Here is a 20573-nt window from a genome sequence, read left to right as displayed (position 1 = left end):
TTGCGAGGCAATCCGGTACGGGCACACGTATCGTCGCCAAGCATCGGCTGCGGCATGTCGAGGCAGGTCGGGCTGCCGGACTCATATCGCGGCGCGTCATTGCCGGCGCCTTCTGCGACGAGGTCCGCCGATGCATCGTTGAGCAGCCACGCGTACGCGATTGCATCCCGGCTCATGGCGCGCCATCGCGATGCCGCGACGCCTGTCGAGCCAAGGCAACCCGCGTCGAGGTCAGGTTCCAGCCGCTGACAGGCAGCAAGTGCGGCGGATTTCGTCGGGTGTCCCGGAGCCTGGCTGTCGACCGATACCTGTCGGCGGATCTTCGCGATCGTGCTCGAGCGACACCAGACATATGCCGGACCGGCGGCATGTGTGGTCAAAGCCATATCGGCCATCACAAGAGCGATCACGCGCATGAGGGGCTGCACCGGAAACTGGCGGGCGACTAGGGACGGTATAGCGCGGTCCGGCGAAGTCGGCTGAGACAGAGGGAAGGGGGCTACGATTCCGGGCTGGAAGCCCGGGCCAGGTCTTGGATGCAACTGCCGCGAAACGGACGAAAGCCCTGTTGCGTGTACCGCTTGCGGGTCGCGACCAGGCATCCTCGGGGCGCCGGATGCGATGTCCTTGTTCCCCGCCACTAGTCGGGCTGCAAACGCTCACGAACTCGGCTTGCGGGATCGTCGAAGCTGCCCGGCACGAAATTTGCGGAAATTTTGCGTCTACCCGCTTGGCATTGTGCACGAGAGGTCGTATGATGGCGGTCTTTCGTTTTTAGCGCAGATGCAGATCAGCGCTGAAGGCGGAGTCTGACGAAGATGTGGCGCCGATCGGCAATATCTCGTGCTTGCCTTAGCCGGGCAAGGGCAGAGGATCGGTGGTAGGGCAAGTGTCGGGAAGAGAGTGAAAATAATCTTCCGGATGTGCTTGACACGAGTGCGATGCACCCCCATAATCGTCAGTTCTCTACGGAGGGGTGCCCGAGTGGCTAAAGGGGGCAGACTGTAAATCTGTTGGCTTACGCCTACGTTGGTTCGAATCCAACCTCCTCCACCAAGAACATCAGCTGAAAGAGCGGTAGGGAATCGTTAGTAGCCCGTGCGGGTGTAGCTCAATGGTAGAGCAGAAGCCTTCCAAGCTTATGACGAGGGTTCGATTCCCTTCACCCGCTCCAGACCGTGAAGTTGAAGCGTAAAAGCGCCCATGTGGCTCAGTGGTAGAGCACTCCCTTGGTAAGGGAGAGGTCGGCAGTTCGATCCTGCCCATGGGCACCAGCAGTAAAAGTCAGTGTCTGTTTGCGCGCGGCGCAACCTGTGAAATTCCTTTTGGGAGTCGAAAATGGCCAAGGGTAAATTTGAGCGGACCAAGCCGCACGTGAACGTTGGTACGATTGGTCACGTTGACCACGGCAAGACGACGCTGACGGCAGCGATCACGACGGTGCTGACGAAGAAGTTCGGCGGCGAAGCGAAGGCATACGACCAGATCGACGCGGCGCCGGAAGAAAAGGCGCGCGGCATCACGATCAACACGGCACACGTCGAGTACGAAACGGCAAACCGCCACTACGCACACGTCGACTGCCCGGGCCACGCTGACTATGTGAAGAACATGATCACGGGCGCGGCGCAGATGGACGGCGCGATCCTGGTTTGCTCGGCAGCAGACGGCCCGATGCCGCAAACGCGTGAGCACATCCTGCTGGCGCGTCAGGTTGGCGTTCCGTACATCATCGTGTTCCTGAACAAGTGCGACATGGTGGACGACGCTGAACTGCTCGAGCTGGTCGAGATGGAAGTTCGCGAACTCCTGTCGAAGTACGACTTCCCGGGCGACGACACGCCGATCGTGAAGGGTTCGGCGAAGCTGGCGCTGGAAGGCGACACGGGCGAGCTGGGCGAAGTGGCGATCATGAGCCTGGCCGATGCGCTGGACACGTACATCCCGACGCCGGAGCGTGCAGTTGACGGCGCGTTCCTGATGCCGGTGGAAGACGTGTTCTCGATCTCGGGCCGTGGTACGGTGGTGACGGGTCGTGTCGAGCGCGGCATCGTGAAGGTCGGCGAAGAAATCGAAATCGTCGGTATCAAGCCGACGGTGAAGACGACCTGCACGGGCGTTGAAATGTTCCGCAAGCTGCTGGACCAAGGTCAGGCAGGCGACAACGTTGGTATCCTGCTGCGCGGCACGAAGCGTGAAGACGTGGAGCGTGGCCAGGTTCTGGCGAAGCCGGGTTCGATCACGCCGCACACGCACTTCACGGCTGAAGTGTACGTGCTGAGCAAGGACGAAGGCGGCCGTCACACGCCGTTCTTCAACAACTACCGTCCGCAGTTCTACTTCCGTACGACGGACGTGACGGGCTCGATCGAGCTGCCGAAGGACAAGGAAATGGTGATGCCGGGCGACAACGTGTCGATCACGGTGAAGCTGATTGCGCCGATCGCGATGGAAGAAGGTCTGCGCTTCGCAATCCGCGAAGGTGGCCGTACCGTCGGCGCCGGCGTCGTCGCCAAGATCATCGAGTAAGCCAGTTATTCGTTGATCGACAGTTTTGGGGCTGGCAACAGCCAGCCCCAGCATGGTTTAGGGGTATAGCTCAACTGGCAGAGCGTCGGTCTCCAAAACCGAAGGTTGGGGGTTCGATTCCCTCTGCCCCTGCCAAAAAATAGCCACGTGTTCTACGTGGCATTTGTTTTAAGGTGTTATGGCGAATCCATCCGTCGAAACTGTAAATACCTCCGGCGATAAGCTAATGCTGGCCCTGGGCGTATTGCTGGTGTTGGCCGGATTCGTGGGCTTCTTCTGGCTGGCCAATCAGCAGTGGTATGTCCGCGGTGCGGCGTTGGCGGTAGGTGTCATCGCTGGCGTGGCCGTCGGGCTGATGTCCGCACCTGGCAAGGGCCTCATCGCCTTTGCCAAGGATTCGTACAAGGAAGTCCGGAAGGTCGTTTGGCCCACCCGCAAGGAAGCAACGCAAACAACACTCGTCGTGTTCGGTTTCGTGCTCGTGATGGCGATTTTCCTCTGGTTGAGTGACAAATCGATCGAGTGGGTAATTTTCTCGGCGATTCTGGGTTGGAAATGATATGAGCGATACTCCGGCATCCCCGAGCGGAAAACGTTGGTACGTCGTGCACGCCTACTCCGGTATGGAGAAGAGCGTGCAACGTGCGCTTCAGGAGCGCATCGAACGTGCTGGCATGCAGGACAAATTCGGTCAGATCCTGGTTCCGACCGAAGAAGTGGTCGAAGTCAAAGGCGGCCACAAGGCTGTGACCGAGCGTCGTTTCTTCCCTGGCTACGTGCTGGTGGAAATGGAAATGACGGACGAAACGTGGCACCTCGTGAAGAACACCGCGAAGGTCACCGGCTTCGTCGGCGGTGCGCGTAACCGCCCGACCCCGATTTCCCCGAAGGAAGTCGAGAAGATCATGTCGCAGATGCAGGAAGGCGTCGAAAAGCCGCGCCCGAAGACCCTGTTCGAAGTTGGCGAGATGGTGCGTGTCAAGGAAGGCCCGTTCACGGACTTCAATGGCACCGTCGAGGAAGTCAACTACGAAAAATCGCGCGTGCGTGTGTCGGTCACCATCTTTGGCCGCTCAACCCCGGTCGAGCTCGAGTTCGGCCAGGTCGAAAAAGTTTGATCCCGATTCGGTGGGCAGCCTCGGCTGCCCACCTTCGCGCTTATGGCCCGCGTTATGGCCGTTGAGGAGCGTCAGTAGCCAGCGGCGAACGCGCGTTATCACTCACCGAACGCCGCTTGGCGTTCCAACGAGGTTTACAAATGGCAAAGAAGATTGTCGGCTTTATCAAGCTGCAGATCCCTGCAGGTAAAGCCAACCCGTCGCCGCCGGTCGGTCCGGCACTGGGCCAGCGCGGCCTGAACATCATGGAGTTCTGCAAGGCGTTCAACGCGCAGACTCAAGGCATGGAGCCGGGTCTGCCGGTGCCGGTGGTCATCACGGCATTTGCTGACAAGAGCTTCACGTTCGTGATGAAGACGCCGCCGGCGACCGTCCTGATCAAGAAGGCGGCGAAGGTGGACAAGGGCTCGAGCAAGCCGCATACCGACAAGGTCGGTTCGATCACGCGCGCTCAAGCTGAAGAAATCGCGAAGACCAAGATGCCGGACCTTACGGCAGCTGATCTGGACGCAGCCGTTCGCACCATCGCTGGTAGCGCACGCTCGATGGGCATCACTGTGGAGGGCGTGTAAATGGCTAAGATCTCCAAGCGCCGTCAGGCATTTGCCGCCAAGGTTGATCGCCAGAAGCTGTACGCGATCGAAGACGCACTGAGCCTCGTGAAGGAATGCGCGAGCGCGAAGTTCGACGAGTCGATCGACGTCGCAGTCCAGCTCGGCATCGATGCAAAGAAGTCGGACCAGGTCGTTCGTGGTTCGGTCGTTCTGCCGGCAGGTACGGGCAAGTCGGTTCGCGTTGCCGTGTTCGCGCAAGGCGAGAAGGCCGAGCAGGCTCGTGCAGCAGGCGCGGAAATCGTCGGTATGGAAGACCTGGCTGAGCAGATCAAGGCTGGCCAGATGGACTTCGACATCGTGATCGCTTCGCCGGACACGATGCGTATCGTCGGTACGCTCGGCCAGATCCTCGGCCCGCGCGGCCTGATGCCGAACCCGAAGGTCGGTACGGTCACGCCGGACGTCGCAACCGCCGTCAAGAACGCGAAGGCTGGTCAGGTGCAATTCCGTGTCGACAAGGCCGGTATCATCCACGCGACCATCGGCCGTGCATCGTTCGAGCCGACCGCGCTGCGTTCGAACCTGTCGGCGCTGATCGAAGCGCTGCAGAAGGCGAAGCCGGCAACGAGCAAGGGCGTGTACCTGCGCAAGATCGCACTGTCGAGCACGATGGGCGTCGGCGTGCGTGTCGACCAGGCTACGCTGGCAGCACAGTAAGTATTCAGGCCGCTTCGCTCGCGAAGCGGCCTTCATGGGCTTTGGGCGGTTGTTCGTGCAGCAAGGCGGACAACCGGTTATCAAAGACCGTTGGTGGGGCGCAGCAGTCAGGTGATCCCTTAATTCAAGCCAACGCAGATGGCGAACCCGAAAAAGTTTTGCAGTGGTGAAGCCGCAGGCCGTGAAGCGATTCGCGGCGTGAGGTGGAAATACTCCTAACGAGGTCGGACGCCGTTGTTGAACGAGGTACGTGAGGTTTCGTGCCGAACGTATCGTTTCTGGAGGCTAACCGTGCCGCTTAATAGAGAAGACAAGCAAGCCGTCGTCGCTGAGGTTTCCGCGCAAGTCGCGAAGGCCCAGACCGTTGTGCTGGCTGAGTATCGTGGAATTGCGGTTGGCGATCTGACCAAGCTGCGCGCGCAAGCGCGTGAGCAACAGGTTTACCTGCGCGTGTTGAAGAACACGCTGGCGCGTCGCGCTGTTGAAGGTACGCCGTTTGCTCCGCTGGCAGAGCAGATGACTGGCCCGTTGATCTACGGCATCTCGGAAGATGCAATTGCTGCTGCTAAGGTCGTCAACGACTTCAGCAAGAGCAATGACAAGTTGGTCATCAAGGCTGGTTCGTTCGATGGCAAGGTGATGGACAAGGCTGGCGTGCAAGCGCTGGCAAGCATCCCGAGCCGCGAAGAACTGCTCTCGAAGCTGCTGTTCGTTATGCAATCGCCTGTTTCGGGCTTCGCGCGTGCTCTCGCTGCGCTGGCCGAGAAGAAGCAAGCGGAAGCTGCGTAATCGAACGTGCATCAGCGTCATTGATCGCTGGCTGTATCCGAATTCAATTTAGGAGTATTTCAAATGGCAATCGCAAAAGAAGACATCCTGGCAGCAGTCGAAGGGATGACCGTTCTGGAACTGAACGAGCTGGTCAAGGCGTTCGAAGAGAAGTTTGGCGTGTCGGCAGCTGCAGTGGCAGTCGCTGGCCCGGCAGGCGGCGGCGCTGCTGCTGCTGTTGAAGAGAAGACCGAATTCACGGTCGTTCTGGCTGAAACCGGTAGCAACAAGGTCAGCGTGATCAAGGCCGTTCGCGAACTGACGGGCCTGGGCCTGAAGGAAGCGAAGGACCTGGTTGACGGTGCACCGAAGCCCGTCAAGGAAGGCGTCGACAAGGCTGCTGCTGAAGAAGCCAAGAAGAAGCTGGAAGAAGCAGGCGCGAAGGTCGAAATCAAGTAAGTTTCGACGCGCTGTGCGAAGGCTGGCGGTATTTTCACCGCCGGCCTTTTTGTGCTTTGTGGGGACGTTATTCTGGCACTCATTCGGGAGCCCGAATAATTGGCCCCAGAAGCCAAAGATAACCGTCTAATCGTTGTCATTGGTCACGATTGGCGTTTCTCTTTGTCTTCTGAAGCGACTGCAGAAGGCAAGTTTGGTCGGGTAGCGGGCAACACAGGCATCCGCTGCCGTCAGCCAGCGGTTGGTAGCGGCCAACCACCAAGCTTCTCGGCTCGTTCAAGCCGTCGGACGGCCATCGGGTCTCAGTCGGTGAACACTCGGGTTTGAAACGTCCAGGTATTCCGCCTCGATAGCACCCGCCGTGATTCGGAGATCGTATGCAATATTCCTTCACCGAGAAGAAGCGCATTCGCAAGAGTTTCGCGAAGCGCCCCATCGTTCACCAAGTTCCTTTCTTGCTGGCTACCCAGCTTGAATCATTCAGCACGTTTCTGCAAGCCGATGTGCTCGCGACGCAACGCAAGCCTGAAGGTTTGCAGGCCGCGTTCACATCGGTATTTCCCATTGTTTCGCACAACGGCTTCGCGCGCCTCGAGTTCGTGAGCTATGCGCTGTCCTCGCCGGCGTTCAACATCAAGGAATGCCAGCAGCGGGGCCTGACGTACTGTTCCGCGCTGCGCGCGAAGGTGCGCCTTGTCATCCTCGACAAGGAATCGCCGAACAAGCCGGTCGTCAAGGAAGTGAAGGAGCAGGAAGTGTACATGGGCGAAATTCCGCTCATGACGCCGACGGGCTCGTTCGTCATCAACGGCACCGAGCGTGTCATCGTCTCGCAGCTGCACCGTTCGCCGGGCGTGTTCTTCGAACACGACAAGGGCAAGACGCACAGCTCGGGCAAGCTGCTGTTCTCGGCACGGATCATTCCGTACCGCGGCTCGTGGCTCGACTTCGAATTCGATCCGAAGGACATCCTGTACTTCCGCGTCGACCGTCGCCGCAAGATGCCGGTCACGATCCTGCTGAAGGCCATCGGCCTGACGCCGGAACAGATCCTCGCGAACTTCTTCGTGTTCGACAACTTCACGCTGATGGACGAAGGCGCGCAACTCGAGTTCGTGCCCGAGCGCCTGCGTGGTGAAGTCGCGCGTTTCGACATCACGGATCGTGATGGCAAGGTCATTGTCCAGAAGGACAAGCGGATCAACGCAAAGCACATTCGCGACCTCGAAGCCGCGAAGACCAAGTTCATCTCGGTGCCGGAAGACTATCTGCTCGGCCGCGTGCTGGCGAAGAACGTCGTCGACGGCGATACCGGCGAAGTGATCGCGAGCGCGAACGACGAAGTCACGGAAAGCGTGCTCGAGAAGCTGCGCGAAGCGGGCATCAAGGACATCCAGACGCTCTACACGAACGATCTGGACCAGGGCCCGTACATCTCGTCGACGCTGCGTGTCGACGAAACGACCGACAAGACGGCCGCGCGCATCGCGATCTACCGCATGATGCGTCCGGGCGAGCCGCCGACCGAAGAAGCGGTCGAGGCACTGTTCAACCGTCTGTTCTATAGCGAAGAAGCGTACGACCTGTCGAAGGTCGGCCGCATGAAGTTCAACCGCCGCGTCAGCCGTGACGAGATCACCGGCCCGATGACGCTGCAGGACGACGACATCCTCGCGACGATCAAGATCCTCGTCGAGCTGCGCAACGGCAAGGGCGAAGTGGACGACATCGACCACCTCGGCAACCGTCGCGTGCGTTGTGTCGGCGAACTGGCGGAAAACCAGTTCCGCGCCGGTCTCGTGCGTGTCGAGCGCGCGGTCAAGGAGCGCCTCGGCCAGGCCGAAAGCGAAAACCTGATGCCGCACGACCTGATCAACTCGAAGCCGATTTCGTCGGCGATCCGCGAGTTCTTCGGTTCGTCGCAGCTGTCGCAGTTCATGGACCAGACCAACCCGCTGTCGGAAATCACGCACAAGCGCCGGGTTTCCGCACTGGGCCCGGGCGGTCTGACGCGCGAACGCGCAGGCTTCGAAGTCCGCGACGTGCACCCGACCCACTACGGCCGCGTGTGCCCGATCGAAACGCCGGAAGGTCCGAACATCGGCCTGATCAACTCGCTCGCACTGTACGCGCACCTGAACGAGTACGGCTTCCTCGAGACGCCGTACCGCAAGGTCGTGGACAGCAAGGTGACCGACCAGATCGACTACCTGTCGGCGATCGAGGAAGGCCGCTACATGATCGCGCAGGCGAACGCCGCGATCGACGAGAACGGCACGCTGATCGACGAACTCGTGTCGTCGCGTGAAGCCGGCGAAACGATGATGGTCACGCCGGACCGCATCCAGTACATGGACGTCGCGCCGTCGCAGATCGTGTCGGTCGCAGCCTCGCTGATTCCGTTCCTCGAGCACGACGATGCGAACCGTGCATTGATGGGCTCGAACATGCAGCGTCAGGCCGTGCCGTGTCTGCGTCCGGAAAAGCCGGTCGTCGGTACGGGCATCGAGCGTACCTGCGCGGTCGACTCGGGCACGACGGTTCAGGCGTTCCGCGGCGGCGTCGTCGACTATGTCGACGCAGGCCGTATCGTGATTCGCGTGAACGACGATGAAGCGGTCGCAGGTGAAGTCGGTGTCGACATCTACAACCTGATCAAGTACACGCGTTCGAACCAGAACACGAACATCAACCAGCGTCCGATCGTGAAGATGGGCGACAAGGTCTCGCGCGGCGACGTGCTGGCCGACGGCGCCTCGACGGACCTGGGCGAGCTCGCGCTCGGCCAGAACATGCTGATCGCGTTCATGCCGTGGAACGGCTACAACTTCGAGGATTCGATCCTGATCTCGGAGAAGGTCGTGGCCGACGATCGCTACACGTCGATCCACATCGAAGAGCTGAACGTCGTTGCACGCGACACGAAGCTCGGGCCGGAAGAAATCACGCGCGACATCTCGAACCTGGCGGAAGTCCAGCTCGGCCGTCTCGACGAATCGGGCATCGTGTACATCGGTGCGGAAGTCGAAGCGGGCGACGTGATGGTCGGCAAGGTCACGCCGAAGGGCGAGACCCAGCTGACGCCGGAAGAGAAGCTGCTGCGCGCGATCTTCGGCGAGAAGGCTTCGGACGTGAAGGACACGTCGCTGCGCGTGCCGTCGGGCATGAGCGGTACCGTGATCGACGTCCAGGTGTTCACGCGTGAAGGCATCCAGCGCGACAAGCGTGCGCAACAGATCATCGACGACGAACTGAAGCGCTACCGTCTCGACCTGAACGACCAGCTGCGCATCGTGGAAGGCGACGCGTTCCAGCGTCTCGCGCGCATGCTCGTGGGCAAGGTCGCGAACGGCGGTCCGAAGAAGCTCGCGAAGGGCACGAAGATCGACCAGGCATACCTGGAAGACCTCGACCACTACCACTGGTTCGACATCCGCCTCGCGGACGACGAAGCAGCGGCGCAGCTCGAAGCGATCAAGAACTCGATCGAAGAAAAGCGTCACCAGTTCGACCTCGCGTTCGAAGAGAAGCGCAAGAAGCTCACGCAAGGCGACGAACTGCCGCCGGGCGTGCTGAAGATGGTCAAGGTGTACCTTGCGGTGAAGCGCCGTCTGCAGCCTGGCGACAAGATGGCAGGCCGTCACGGTAACAAGGGTGTCGTGTCGAAGATCGTCCCGATCGAAGACATGCCGTACATGGCCGACGGCCGTCCGGCAGACGTCGTGCTGAACCCGCTCGGCGTGCCGTCGCGGATGAACGTGGGTCAGGTTCTGGAAGTGCACCTCGGCTGGGCCGCGAAGGGCCTCGGCTGGCGTATCGGCGAAATGCTGCAGCGTCAGGCGAAGATCGAGGAAATGCGCGTGTTCCTGACGAAGATCTACAACGACTCGGGCCGCCAGGAAGATCTGGAAAGCTTCACCGACGACGAGATCCTCGAACTCGCGAAGAACCTGCGCGAAGGCGTGCCGTTCGCAACGCCGGTGTTCGACGGTGCGACCGAGGAAGAAATGGGCAAGATGCTCGATCTGGCCTTCCCGGACGACATCGCCGAACAGCTCGGCATGAACCCGTCGAAGAACCAGGTCCGTCTGTACGACGGCCGCACGGGTGAAATGTTCGAACGTCGCGTGACGCTTGGCTACATGCACTACCTGAAGCTGCACCACTTGGTCGACGACAAGATGCACGCGCGTTCGACGGGCCCGTACTCGCTCGTCACGCAGCAGCCGTTGGGCGGTAAGGCGCAGTTCGGTGGCCAGCGTTTCGGTGAAATGGAAGTGTGGGCACTCGAAGCGTACGGCGCGTCCTACGTGCTGCAGGAAATGCTGACGGTGAAGTCGGACGACGTGAACGGCCGGACCAAGGTCTATGAGAACCTGGTCAAGGGCGATCACGTCATCGATGCAGGCATGCCGGAATCCTTCAACGTGCTCGTGAAGGAAATCCGCTCGCTCGGTATCGATATCGATCTCGACCGCAATTAATCGGACTACGGAGAGAAAGCAATGAAAGCTCTGCTCGATCTATTCAAGCAAGTCCAACAGGAAGAAGTTTTCGACGCGATCAAGATCGGTCTGGCTTCGCCTGACAAGATCCGTTCGTGGTCGTTCGGTGAAGTGAAGAAGCCGGAGACCATCAACTACCGTACGTTCAAGCCGGAACGTGATGGTCTCTTCTGCGCGAAGATCTTCGGGCCGATCAAGGACTACGAGTGCCTGTGCGGCAAGTACAAGCGCCTGAAGCATCGCGGCGTGATCTGCGAGAAGTGCGGCGTCGAAGTGACGCTGGCGAAGGTGCGTCGCGAGCGCATGGGCCACATCGAGCTGGCCTCGCCGGTCGCGCACATCTGGTTCCTGAAGTCGCTGCCGTCGCGTCTGGGCATGGTGCTCGACATGACGCTGCGCGACATCGAACGCGTGCTGTACTTCGAAGCGTACGTGGTGATCGAACCGGGCATGACGCCGCTGAAGGCGCGGCAGATCATGACCGAAGAGGATTACTACAACAAGGTCGAGGAATACGGCGACGAATTCCGTGCCGAGATGGGCGCGGAAGGCGTGCGTGAACTGCTGCGCGCGATCAACATCGACGAGCAGGTCGAGACGCTGCGCACCGAGCTGAAGAACACCGGCTCGGAAGCGAAGATCAAGAAGTACGCGAAGCGCCTGAAGGTCCTCGAGGCATTCCAGCGCTCGGGCATCAAGCCCGAGTGGATGATCCTCGAAGTGCTGCCGGTGCTGCCGCCGGAACTGCGTCCGCTCGTGCCGCTGGACGGCGGCCGTTTCGCGACGTCGGACCTGAACGACCTGTATCGCCGCGTGATCAACCGTAACAACCGGTTGAAGCGTCTGCTCGAGCTGAAGGCACCTGAAATCATCGTCCGCAACGAAAAGCGGATGCTGCAGGAAGCCGTCGACTCGCTGCTCGACAACGGTCGTCGCGGCAAGGCGATGACGGGCGCGAACAAGCGTCCGCTGAAGTCGCTCGCCGACATGATCAAGGGCAAGGGCGGTCGTTTCCGTCAGAACCTGCTGGGCAAGCGCGTCGACTACTCGGGCCGTTCGGTCATCGTGGTCGGCCCGACGCTGAAGCTGCATCAGTGCGGTCTGCCGAAGCTGATGGCGCTCGAGCTGTTCAAGCCGTTCATCTTCAACAAGCTGGAAGTGATGGGGGTAGCTACGACCATCAAGGCTGCGAAGAAGGAAGTCGAGAACCAGACGCCGGTGGTGTGGGACATCCTCGAAGAGGTGATCCGCGAGCACCCGGTGATGCTGAACCGTGCGCCGACGCTGCACCGTCTCGGTATTCAGGCGTTCGAGCCCGTGCTGATCGAAGGCAAGGCGATCCAGCTGCACCCGCTCGTCTGCGCGGCGTTCAACGCCGACTTCGACGGTGACCAGATGGCCGTTCACGTGCCGCTGTCGCTCGAAGCGCAGATGGAAGCGCGTACGCTGATGCTCGCGTCGAACAACGTGCTGTTCCCGGCCAACGGCGATCCGTCGATCGTGCCGTCGCAGGATATCGTGCTGGGTCTGTACTACGCGACCCGCGAAGCGATCAACGGCAAGGGCGAAGGCCTGTCGTTCACGGGCGTGTCGGAAGCGATCCGCGCGTACGAGAACAAGGAAGTCGAGCTCGCATCGCGCGTCAACGTGCGGATCACCGAAATGGTCCGCAACGAGGACACGTCGGAAGGCGCGCCGGAATTCGTGCCGAAGATCTCGCTGTACGCGACGACCGTCGGTCGCGCGATCCTGTCGGAGATCCTGCCGCACGGCCTGCCGTTCTCGGTGCTGAACAAGCCGCTGAAGAAGAAGGAAATCTCGCGCCTGATCAACACGGCGTTCCGCAAGTGCGGTCTGCGCGCGACGGTGGTGTTTGCCGACCAGCTGATGCAGTCGGGTTTCCGTCTCGCGACGCGCGCCGGCATTTCGATCTGCGTGGACGACATGCTCGTGCCGCCGCAGAAGGAAACGATCGTCGGCGACGCCGCGAAGAAGGTGAAGGAGTACGACCGCCAGTACATGTCGGGTCTCGTCACCGCGCAGGAACGCTACAACAACGTGGTCGACATCTGGTCGGCGACGTCGGAAGCGGTCGGCAAGGCGATGATGGAGCAGCTGTCGACGGAACCGGTGACGGACCGCGACGGCAAAGAGACGCGCCAGGAGTCGTTCAACTCGATCTACATGATGGCCGACTCGGGCGCCCGGGGTTCGGCGGTGCAGATTCGTCAGCTGGCCGGTATGCGTGGCCTGATGGCGAAGCCGGACGGCTCGATTATCGAGACGCCGATTACCGCGAACTTCCGCGAAGGCCTGAACGTGTTGCAGTACTTCATCTCGACCCACGGCGCACGTAAGGGTCTGGCTGATACGGCACTGAAGACCGCGAACTCGGGTTACCTGACGCGTCGTCTGGTCGACGTCACGCAGGATCTGGTCGTGGTCGAGGACGATTGCGGCACGTCGAACGGCGTCGCGATGAAGGCGCTGGTCGAAGGCGGTGAAGTCGTCGAAGCGCTGCGCGACCGTATCCTCGGCCGCGTCGCGGTCGCGGACGTCGTGAACCCGGAAACGCAGGAAACGCTGTACGAATCGGGCACGCTGCTCGACGAAACGGCGGTCGAGGAAATCGAACGCCTCGGCATCGACGAAGTGCGCGTGCGCACGCCGCTGACCTGCGAAACGCGTTACGGCCTGTGCGCAGCCTGCTACGGCCGTGACCTCGGCCGCGGCTCGCTCGTGAACGTCGGCGAAGCAGTCGGCGTGATCGCGGCACAGTCGATCGGTGAACCGGGCACGCAGCTGACGATGCGTACGTTCCACATCGGTGGTGCGGCATCGCGTGCGGCAGTGGCTTCGTCGGTCGAAGCGAAGAGCAACGGTATCGTGCGCTTCACGGCCACGATGCGCTACGTCACGAACGCGAAGGGCGAGCAGATCGTCATTTCCCGTTCGGGCGAAGCGATGATCACCGACGACTTCGGTCGCGAGCGCGAGCGTCACAAAGTGCCGTACGGCGCGACGCTGCTGCAGCTCGACGGCGCGACCATCAAGGCCGGCACGCAGCTCGCCACGTGGGATCCGCTGACGCGACCGATCATCACCGAGTACGGTGGTACGGTGAAGTTCGAGAACGTCGAGGAAGGCGTGACGGTCGCGAAGCAGATCGACGACGTGACCGGCCTGTCGACGCTGGTCGTGATCGACGTGAAGCGTCGCGGTTCGCAGGCTTCGAAGAGCGTGCGTCCGCAGGTGAAGCTGCTCGACGCGAACGGCGACGAAGTGAAGATTCCGGGCACGGAGCACGCAGTGCAGATCGGCTTCCAGGTCGGCGCACTGATCACCGTGAAGGATGGCCAGCAGGTGCAGGTCGGTGAAGTGCTCGCACGTATCCCGACCGAAGCGCAGAAGACGCGTGACATTACCGGCGGTCTGCCGCGGGTGGCGGAACTGTTCGAAGCGCGTTCGCCGAAGGATGCCGGCATTCTCGCGGAAGTCACCGGTACGACGTCGTTCGGTAAGGACACGAAGGGCAAGCAGCGTCTCGTCATCACGGATCTCGAGGGCAACCAGCACGAGTTCCTGATCGCGAAGGAAAAGCAGGTGCTGGTCCACGATGCTCAGGTCGTCAACAAGGGCGAAATGATCGTGGACGGTCCGGCCGATCCGCACGACATCCTGCGTCTGCAGGGTATCGAGGCGCTGTCGCGCTACATCGTCGACGAAGTGCAGGACGTGTATCGTCTGCAGGGCGTGAAGATCAACGACAAGCACATCGAGGTGATCGTTCGCCAGATGCTGCGTCGTGTGCAGATCACCGACAACGGCGATACGCGCTTCATCCCGGGCGAACAGGTCGAACGTTCCGACATGCTGGACGAGAACGATCGCATGATCGCCGAGGACAAGCGTCCGGCTTCGTACGACAACGTGCTGCTCGGTATCACGAAGGCGTCGCTGTCGACCGACTCGTTCATCTCCGCGGCATCGTTCCAGGAAACGACCCGCGTGCTGACCGAAGCGGCGATCATGGGCAAGCGCGACGATCTGCGCGGCCTGAAGGAAAACGTGATCGTCGGCCGTCTGATTCCGGCCGGTACGGGTCTCGCGTTCCATAAGGCACGCAAGGCGAAGGAATCGTCGGATCGCGAGCGTTTCGACCAGATCGCAGCGGAAGAGGCGTTCGATTTCGGCACGCCGAGCACGCCTGCTGCGGAAGAGCCGCAACAGCACCCGGCAGCCGAGTAAGCGCAGGCGGCGCGAGCCGCCTCGCCTCGCTGTCATCGAAACCGCCCGGTTCTGCCGGGCGGTTTTTTTTATCCTTTGTTCACGCGCATGACGCGCCTGCGCATTGCCGGCCACGGCTGCTTGCGAGCGGTGCGTCACATCGCTGCAGGTGCGGCGGCATGCACCGCGATCGCTTGCGGCGCGGCCGCGGCAGGCCCGTCATGCACGCGAACGAACCCTGTCCGATTGGCCAACATTGCACGATTCGCCACGCGTCGCGCGAGCGGGTTGTTAAACTTGCGGTCATCGTTCTGCCGTCCTCGTGCTCATTCATGTCCCGCGCCCTCGAAATCCTCGACGAAGTCTTTGGTTATTCCGCATTCCGCGGCCAGCAGGGCGAGATCGTCGAACACGTCGCCACCGGCGGCGATTGTCTCGTGCTGATGCCCACCGGCGGCGGCAAGTCGCTGTGCTACCAGATTCCGGCACTGCTGCGCCGCGAAACCGGGCAGGGCGCCGGCATCGTCGTGTCGCCGCTGATCGCGCTGATGCAGGACCAGGTCGCCGCGCTGCGCGAAGTCGGCGTGCGCGCGGCGTACCTGAATTCGACGCTGTCGGGCGCCGAAGCCGCGGCGACCGAGCGCGCGCTGCGCGAAGGCGAGATCGACCTGCTGTACGTCGCGCCCGAACGGCTGATGACGGGGCGCTTCCTCGATCTGCTCGAGCGCGCGAAGATCGGCCTGTTCGCGATCGATGAAGCGCACTGCGTGTCGCAATGGGGGCACGATTTCCGCCCGGAATACATCCAGCTGTCGGTGCTGCACGAGCGGTTCCCGTCGGTGCCGCGCATCGCGCTGACCGCCACGGCCGATGCGATCACGCGCGACGAGATCATCCACCGCCTCGCGCTCGACGACGCGCGCGTGTTCATATCGAGCTTCGATCGCCCGAACATCCGCTACCGGATCGTCGAAAAGGACAATGCGCGTTCGCAGCTGCTCGACTTCATTCGCGCCGAACACACGAACGCCGACGGTACGACGGATGCGGGCGTCGTCTATTGCCTGTCGCGTCGCAAGGTCGAGGAAACGGCCGAGTGGCTGAAGGCGCAGGGCGTGCGTGCGCTGCCGTATCACGCGGGGATGGAGTTCGAGGTGCGGCAGAAGCACCAGGAAATGTTCCAGCGCGAGGAAGGCATCGTGATGTGCGCGACGATTGCGTTCGGCATGGGCATCGACAAGCCCGACGTGCGCTTCGTTGCGCACCTGGACCTGCCGAAAAGCGTCGAAGGCTACTACCAGGAAACCGGTCGCGCGGGCCGCGACGGGATGCCGGCGAATGCGTGGATGGCGTATGGCCTCGGCGACGTCGTCCAGCAACGCAAGATGATCGACGAGTCCGATGCGGATGACGCGCACAAGCGCGTTCAGACGTCGAAGCTCGACGCGCTGCTCGGGCTGTGCGAGACGATCTCGTGCCGCCGCGTGCGGCTGCTGAATTACTTCGGCGAGGCGAGCCAGCCGTGCGGCAACTGCGACACGTGCATCGAGCCGCCCGATTCGTGGGACGCGACGCGCGAGGCGCAGATGGCGCTGTCGTGCGTGTTCCGCGCGCAGCGCGCGAGCGGCTTCAATTTCGGCTCGAGCCACCTGATCGAGATCCTGCGCGGCGGGCGCACCGAGAAGGTGTTGCAGCGCGGCCACGACCAGCTCACGACGTTCGGGATCGGCGCGTCGCTGTCCGAGCCCGAGTGGCGCGCGATTTTCCGGCAGCTCGTCGCGTACGGCTACCTGGCCGTCGACCATGGCGGCTTCGGCGCGCTCATGCTGACCGAGGCCGCGAAGCCCGTGCTGAAGAACGAGGAAAAGGTCACGCTGCGTCGCTACGTGAAGCCGCAACGCACGCGCCAGTCGTCGAGCCGCAGCGGCACGCGCGTCGATCCGACGGCCGGCATGGGCCCGCGGGAGCGCGCACGGTGGGATGCGCTGCGCGCGTGGCGCGCGGAAACCGCAAAGACGGACGGCGTGCCGGCCTACGTGATCTTCCACGACGCGACGCTCGCGGAAATCGCGCGCAATGCGCCGGAGTCGATCGACGACCTGCGCCATATCCCCGGCATGGGCGTGCGCAAGCTCGAGCGCTTCGGCGACGAGATCATCGACGTCGTCGAATCGGCCTGACACAGGTGTTCCGACCCTTCCGGTAAACCGCGCGGCCGTCCGGTAAATCACGCAAGCCGTTGACTTAGTTGGTATTTCCGGAATATGATGTTTGGTTCCGGTATTCGGTGGGCCGAGTCGCGTTCGAAGGTTCGCGTCCGTTTCGCCGGTTCGGAAGTCAACTGTGTGTCGATTCTCGCTTTGCCCGAAATCGATGCGCGGATTTTGTTCAATTTCAGGAATAAACAATGCCAACCATCAACCAACTGGTTCGCAAAGGCCGTCAGTCGGAAACGACGAAGAGCAAGAGCCCGGCCCTGCAGGACTGCCCCCAGCGTCGCGGCGTGTGCACCCGTGTGTACACGACGACGCCGAAGAAGCCGAACTCGGCACTCCGTAAGGTCGCCAAGGTTCGTCTGACGAACGGCTTCGAAGTGATTTCGTACATCGGCGGTGAAGGCCACAACCTGCAGGAACACTCGGTTGTGCTGATCCGCGGCGGCCGTGTGAAGGACTTGCCGGGTGTGCGTTACCACATGGTTCGCGGCTCGCTGGATACCCAGGGCGTCAAGGACCGTAAGCAAGCGCGCTCGAAGTACGGCGCGAAGCGTGCAAAGGCTGCCAAGTAAGCAGTTTTTGATCAGGGATCGCCGCAGGGCGGTCAAGGCGGGAGTGCCGGATTGCCGGTGCTGTCGAGTAAGTGGTCACCCGGCCGAGCTGGTTAGTCGTGAAGATGTGATCGGGTTAGTTGGTGGCCGCGGGGCTGGATACAGCTCCAACTGAACAAGTAAAGGAAGAATCATGCCGCGTCGTCGCGAAGTCCCCAAGCGGGAAGTGTTGCCGGATCCGAAGTTCGGCAACGTTGATGTAGCCAAGTTCATGAACATGCTGATGCTGTCCGGCAAGAAGTCGGTCGCAGAGCGCATCGTTTATGGCGCATTCGAACAGATCCAGACCAAGGGTGGCAAGGACCCGCTGGAAGTGTTCACGGTTGCGCTCAACAACGTGAAGCCGGTGGTCGAAGTGAAGAGCCGTCGCGTTGGTGGTGCCAACTATCAAGTTCCGGTCGAAGTGCGCCCGTCGCGTCGTATGGCATTGGCGATGCGCTGGCTGCGTGAGGCTGCGAAGAAGCGCAGCGAGAAGTCGATGGCTCTGCGCCTGGCAGGTGAACTCTCCGAAGCGGCCGAAGGCCGTGGCGGCGCGATGAAGAAGCGCGACGAAGTTCACCGCATGGCAGAAGCCAACCGCGCGTTCTCGCATTTCCGTTTCTAAGCGCCTGGCTGGGCTGTTAGCGGAAATAAATTCCGGGCGGGTGCGCTTTTCAGGCGCCTCGCCCGTTTGTGTTGAAGCGTGATGCAGCAGGGCTGCATCGCGTCATCCCAGTAGAGGATCAAAGTGGCTCGCAAGACTCCTATCGAGCGCTACCGCAATATCGGTATTAGCGCTCACATCGACGCCGGCAAAACGACGACGACCGAGCGCATTCTGTTTTACACCGGTGTGAACCACAAGATCGGTGAAGTCCACGACGGCGCAGCCACGATGGACTGGATGGAGCAGGAACAGGAGCGTGGCATCACGATCACGTCCGCTGCTACCACGGCCTTCTGGAAGGGCATGGGCGGCAACTATCCGGAACACCGCATCAACATCATTGACACCCCGGGCCACGTCGACTTCACGATCGAAGTGGAGCGTTCGATGCGCGTGCTCGACGGCGCGTGCATGGTGTACTGCGCAGTGGGCGGCGTGCAGCCGCAGTCGGAAACGGTGTGGCGCCAGGCGAACAAGTACAAGGTGCCGCGTCTCGCGTTCGTCAACAAGATGGACCGTACCGGCGCGAACTTCTTCAAGGTCTACGACCAGCTCCGTCTGCGCCTGAAGGCAAACCCGGTTCCGGTCGTGGTGCCGATCGGCGCGGAAGAAGGCTTCAAGGGCGTCGTCGACCTGATCAAGATGAAGGCGATCATTTGGGACGAGGCGTCGCAAGGTACCAAGTTCGACTACGTCGACATCCCGGCGGAACTCGTCGACACGTGCAACGAATGGCGTGAAAAGATGGTCGAAGCGGCTGCCGAGTCGAACGAAGACCTGATGAACAAGTATCTGGAAGCGGGCGAACTGACCGAAGCCGAGATCGTGAAGGGTCTGCGCGACCGTACGATCGCGTGCGAAATCCAGCCGATGCTGTGCGGTACCGCGTTCAAGAACAAGGGCGTGCAGCGCATGCTCGACGCCGTGATCGATTTCCTGCCGTCGCCGGTCGACATTCCGCCGGTTACGGGCGAGCTCGAAAATGGCGAGAAGACGGAGCGCCGTGCTGCCGACGACGAGAAGTTCTCGGCACTCGCGTTCAAGATCATGACCGACCCGTTCGTCGGCCAGCTGATCTTCTTCCGCGTCTACTCGGGCGTTGTCAATTCGGGCGACACGCTGCTCAATGCGACCAAGGACAAGAAGGAACGTCTCGGCCGTATTCTGCAGATGCACGCGAACCAGCGCGAAGAAATCAAGGAAGTTCGCGCGGGCGACATCGCTGCTGCGGTCGGCCTGAAGGAAGCGACCACGGGCGACACGCTGTGCGATCCGGCTCATCCGATCGTGCTCGAGCGCATGATTTTCCCGGAGCCGGTGATTTCGCAGGCAGTCGAGCCGAAGACGAAGGCTGACCAGGAAAAGATGGGCCTGGCGCTCAACCGTCTCGCTCAGGAAGATCCGTCGTTCCGCGTGCAGACCGACGAAGAATCGGGTCAAACGATCATTTCGGGTATGGGCGAGCTCCACCTCGAAATTCTCGTCGACCGGATGAAGCGTGAATTCGGCGTGGAAGCGACCGTCGGCAAGCCGCAGGTGGCGTACCGCGAAACCATTCGCAAGTCGGCCGCGGACGTCGAAGGCAAGTTCGTCAAGCAGTCGGGCGGCCGTGGTCAGTATGGCCATGCGGTCATTACGCTCGAGCGCAGCGAACTGGGCAAGGGCTACGAGTTCATCGACGCGATCAAGGGCGGCGTGATCCCGCGCGAATACATTCCGTCGGTTGACAAGGGTATCCAGGAAACGCTGAAGAGCGGCGTGCTGGCAGGCTTCCCGGTCGTCGACGTGAAGGTCACGCTGACGTTCGGTTCGTACCACGACGTCGACTCGAACGAAAATGCGTTCCGCATGGCTGGTTCGATGGCGTTCAAGGAAGCGATGCGCCGCGCGGATCCGGTTCTGCTCGAACCGATGATGGCCGTGGAAGTGGAAACGCCGGAAGACTTCATGGGTAACGTGATGGGCGACCTGTCGGGTCGTCGCGGCATTATCCAGGGCATGGACGACATGGTGGGCGGCGGCAAGATCGTGCGCGCCGAAGTGCCTCTGTCGGAAATGTTCGGCTATTCCACGTCGCTGCGTTCGCTGACGCAGGGTCGCGCAACGTACACGATGGAGTTCAAGCACTACGCTGAAGCTCCGAAGAACGTTGCAGAAGCGATCATCAGCGCGAAGTCGAAGTAATTCGCTATCACAATCGATTATTTTTGAAAGAAGAGAATC

13 protein-coding genes and 4 tRNA genes are annotated in these 20573 nt (G+C 61.4%); all 17 read left to right on the top strand.

Translation table 11 applies throughout. The annotated features are described in order from the left end of the window. Positions 1-970: 970 nt before the first annotated feature. Positions 971-1056 (top strand) — tRNA-Tyr (locus JYG32_RS13180). Between the two features lie 44 nt (positions 1057-1100). Continuing rightward, positions 1101-1174 (top strand) — tRNA-Gly (locus tag JYG32_RS13175). Positions 1175-1199: 25 nt separating this feature from the next. Beyond that, positions 1200-1274: transfer RNA gene (locus JYG32_RS13170), tRNA-Thr, on the top strand. A 64-nt stretch (positions 1275-1338) separates the two neighbouring features. Further along, entirely contained in the window at positions 1339-2529 is a 1191-nt protein-coding gene (tuf, locus tag JYG32_RS13165; protein WP_011350666.1) for an elongation factor Tu, read from the top strand. Positions 2530-2588: 59 nt separating this feature from the next. Then, positions 2589-2664 (top strand) — tRNA-Trp (locus JYG32_RS13160). A gap of 43 nt (positions 2665-2707) precedes the next feature. Then, positions 2708-3088 (top strand): preprotein translocase subunit SecE, encoded by a 381-nt coding sequence (gene secE / locus JYG32_RS13155; protein ID WP_174383381.1) that lies wholly within the window; start codon positions 2708-2710, stop codon positions 3086-3088. Position 3089: 1 nt separating this feature from the next. Further along, positions 3090-3647, top strand: a complete 558-nt coding sequence (nusG, locus tag JYG32_RS13150) for a transcription termination/antitermination protein NusG (protein ID WP_006400672.1) — start codon at positions 3090-3092, stop codon at positions 3645-3647. Positions 3648-3787: 140 nt separating this feature from the next. Then, positions 3788-4219 carry a 50S ribosomal protein L11 gene (gene rplK / locus JYG32_RS13145; RefSeq protein ID WP_006753591.1) on the top strand — a complete coding sequence of 144 codons (432 nt, stop codon included), beginning with the start codon at positions 3788-3790 and terminating at the stop codon, positions 4217-4219. Further along, positions 4220-4918, top strand: coding sequence for a 50S ribosomal protein L1 (rplA, locus tag JYG32_RS13140; protein WP_006482906.1), 699 nt, complete (start codon positions 4220-4222; stop codon positions 4916-4918). It begins immediately after the preceding gene. Between the two features lie 291 nt (positions 4919-5209). Continuing rightward, on the top strand, positions 5210-5707 hold the full coding sequence (rplJ, locus tag JYG32_RS13135; protein WP_027788582.1) for a 50S ribosomal protein L10: 498 nt from the start codon (positions 5210-5212) through the stop codon (positions 5705-5707). Between the two features lie 63 nt (positions 5708-5770). Continuing rightward, positions 5771-6145, top strand: coding sequence for a 50S ribosomal protein L7/L12 (gene rplL / locus JYG32_RS13130; protein WP_048252067.1), 375 nt, complete (start codon positions 5771-5773; stop codon positions 6143-6145). A gap of 377 nt (positions 6146-6522) precedes the next feature. Further along, positions 6523-10629 (top strand): DNA-directed RNA polymerase subunit beta, encoded by a 4107-nt coding sequence (gene rpoB, locus JYG32_RS13125; RefSeq protein WP_174383382.1) that lies wholly within the window; start codon positions 6523-6525, stop codon positions 10627-10629. 21 nt (positions 10630-10650) lie between these two features. Continuing rightward, positions 10651-14898, top strand: a complete 4248-nt coding sequence (rpoC, locus tag JYG32_RS13120) for a DNA-directed RNA polymerase subunit beta' (protein WP_174383383.1) — start codon at positions 10651-10653, stop codon at positions 14896-14898. A 311-nt stretch (positions 14899-15209) separates the two neighbouring features. Next, complete coding sequence (gene recQ / locus JYG32_RS13115) at positions 15210-17057, top strand: DNA helicase RecQ (protein ID WP_174383384.1); 1848 nt, start codon at positions 15210-15212, stop codon at positions 17055-17057. A 227-nt stretch (positions 17058-17284) separates the two neighbouring features. After that, the gene (rpsL, locus tag JYG32_RS13110) at positions 17285-17665 is read left to right on the top strand and encodes a 30S ribosomal protein S12 (RefSeq protein ID WP_006400662.1); all 381 of its coding nucleotides are present in this window, start codon (positions 17285-17287) and stop codon (positions 17663-17665) included. 172 nt (positions 17666-17837) lie between these two features. Then, complete coding sequence (gene rpsG, locus JYG32_RS13105) at positions 17838-18308, top strand: 30S ribosomal protein S7 (RefSeq protein WP_006477195.1); 471 nt, start codon at positions 17838-17840, stop codon at positions 18306-18308. Positions 18309-18431: 123 nt separating this feature from the next. Further along, the gene (gene fusA, locus JYG32_RS13100) at positions 18432-20534 is read left to right on the top strand and encodes an elongation factor G (RefSeq protein WP_174383385.1); all 2103 of its coding nucleotides are present in this window, start codon (positions 18432-18434) and stop codon (positions 20532-20534) included. The last annotated feature ends 39 nt before the right edge of the window (positions 20535-20573 follow it).

The sequence above is a fragment of the Burkholderia pyrrocinia genome, from assembly GCF_018417535.1.
Taxonomy (GTDB): domain Bacteria; phylum Pseudomonadota; class Gammaproteobacteria; order Burkholderiales; family Burkholderiaceae; genus Burkholderia; species Burkholderia pyrrocinia_E.
The sequence above is the reverse complement of the archived record's forward strand: the minus strand, read 5'-3'. Positions and strand labels throughout refer to the sequence as shown.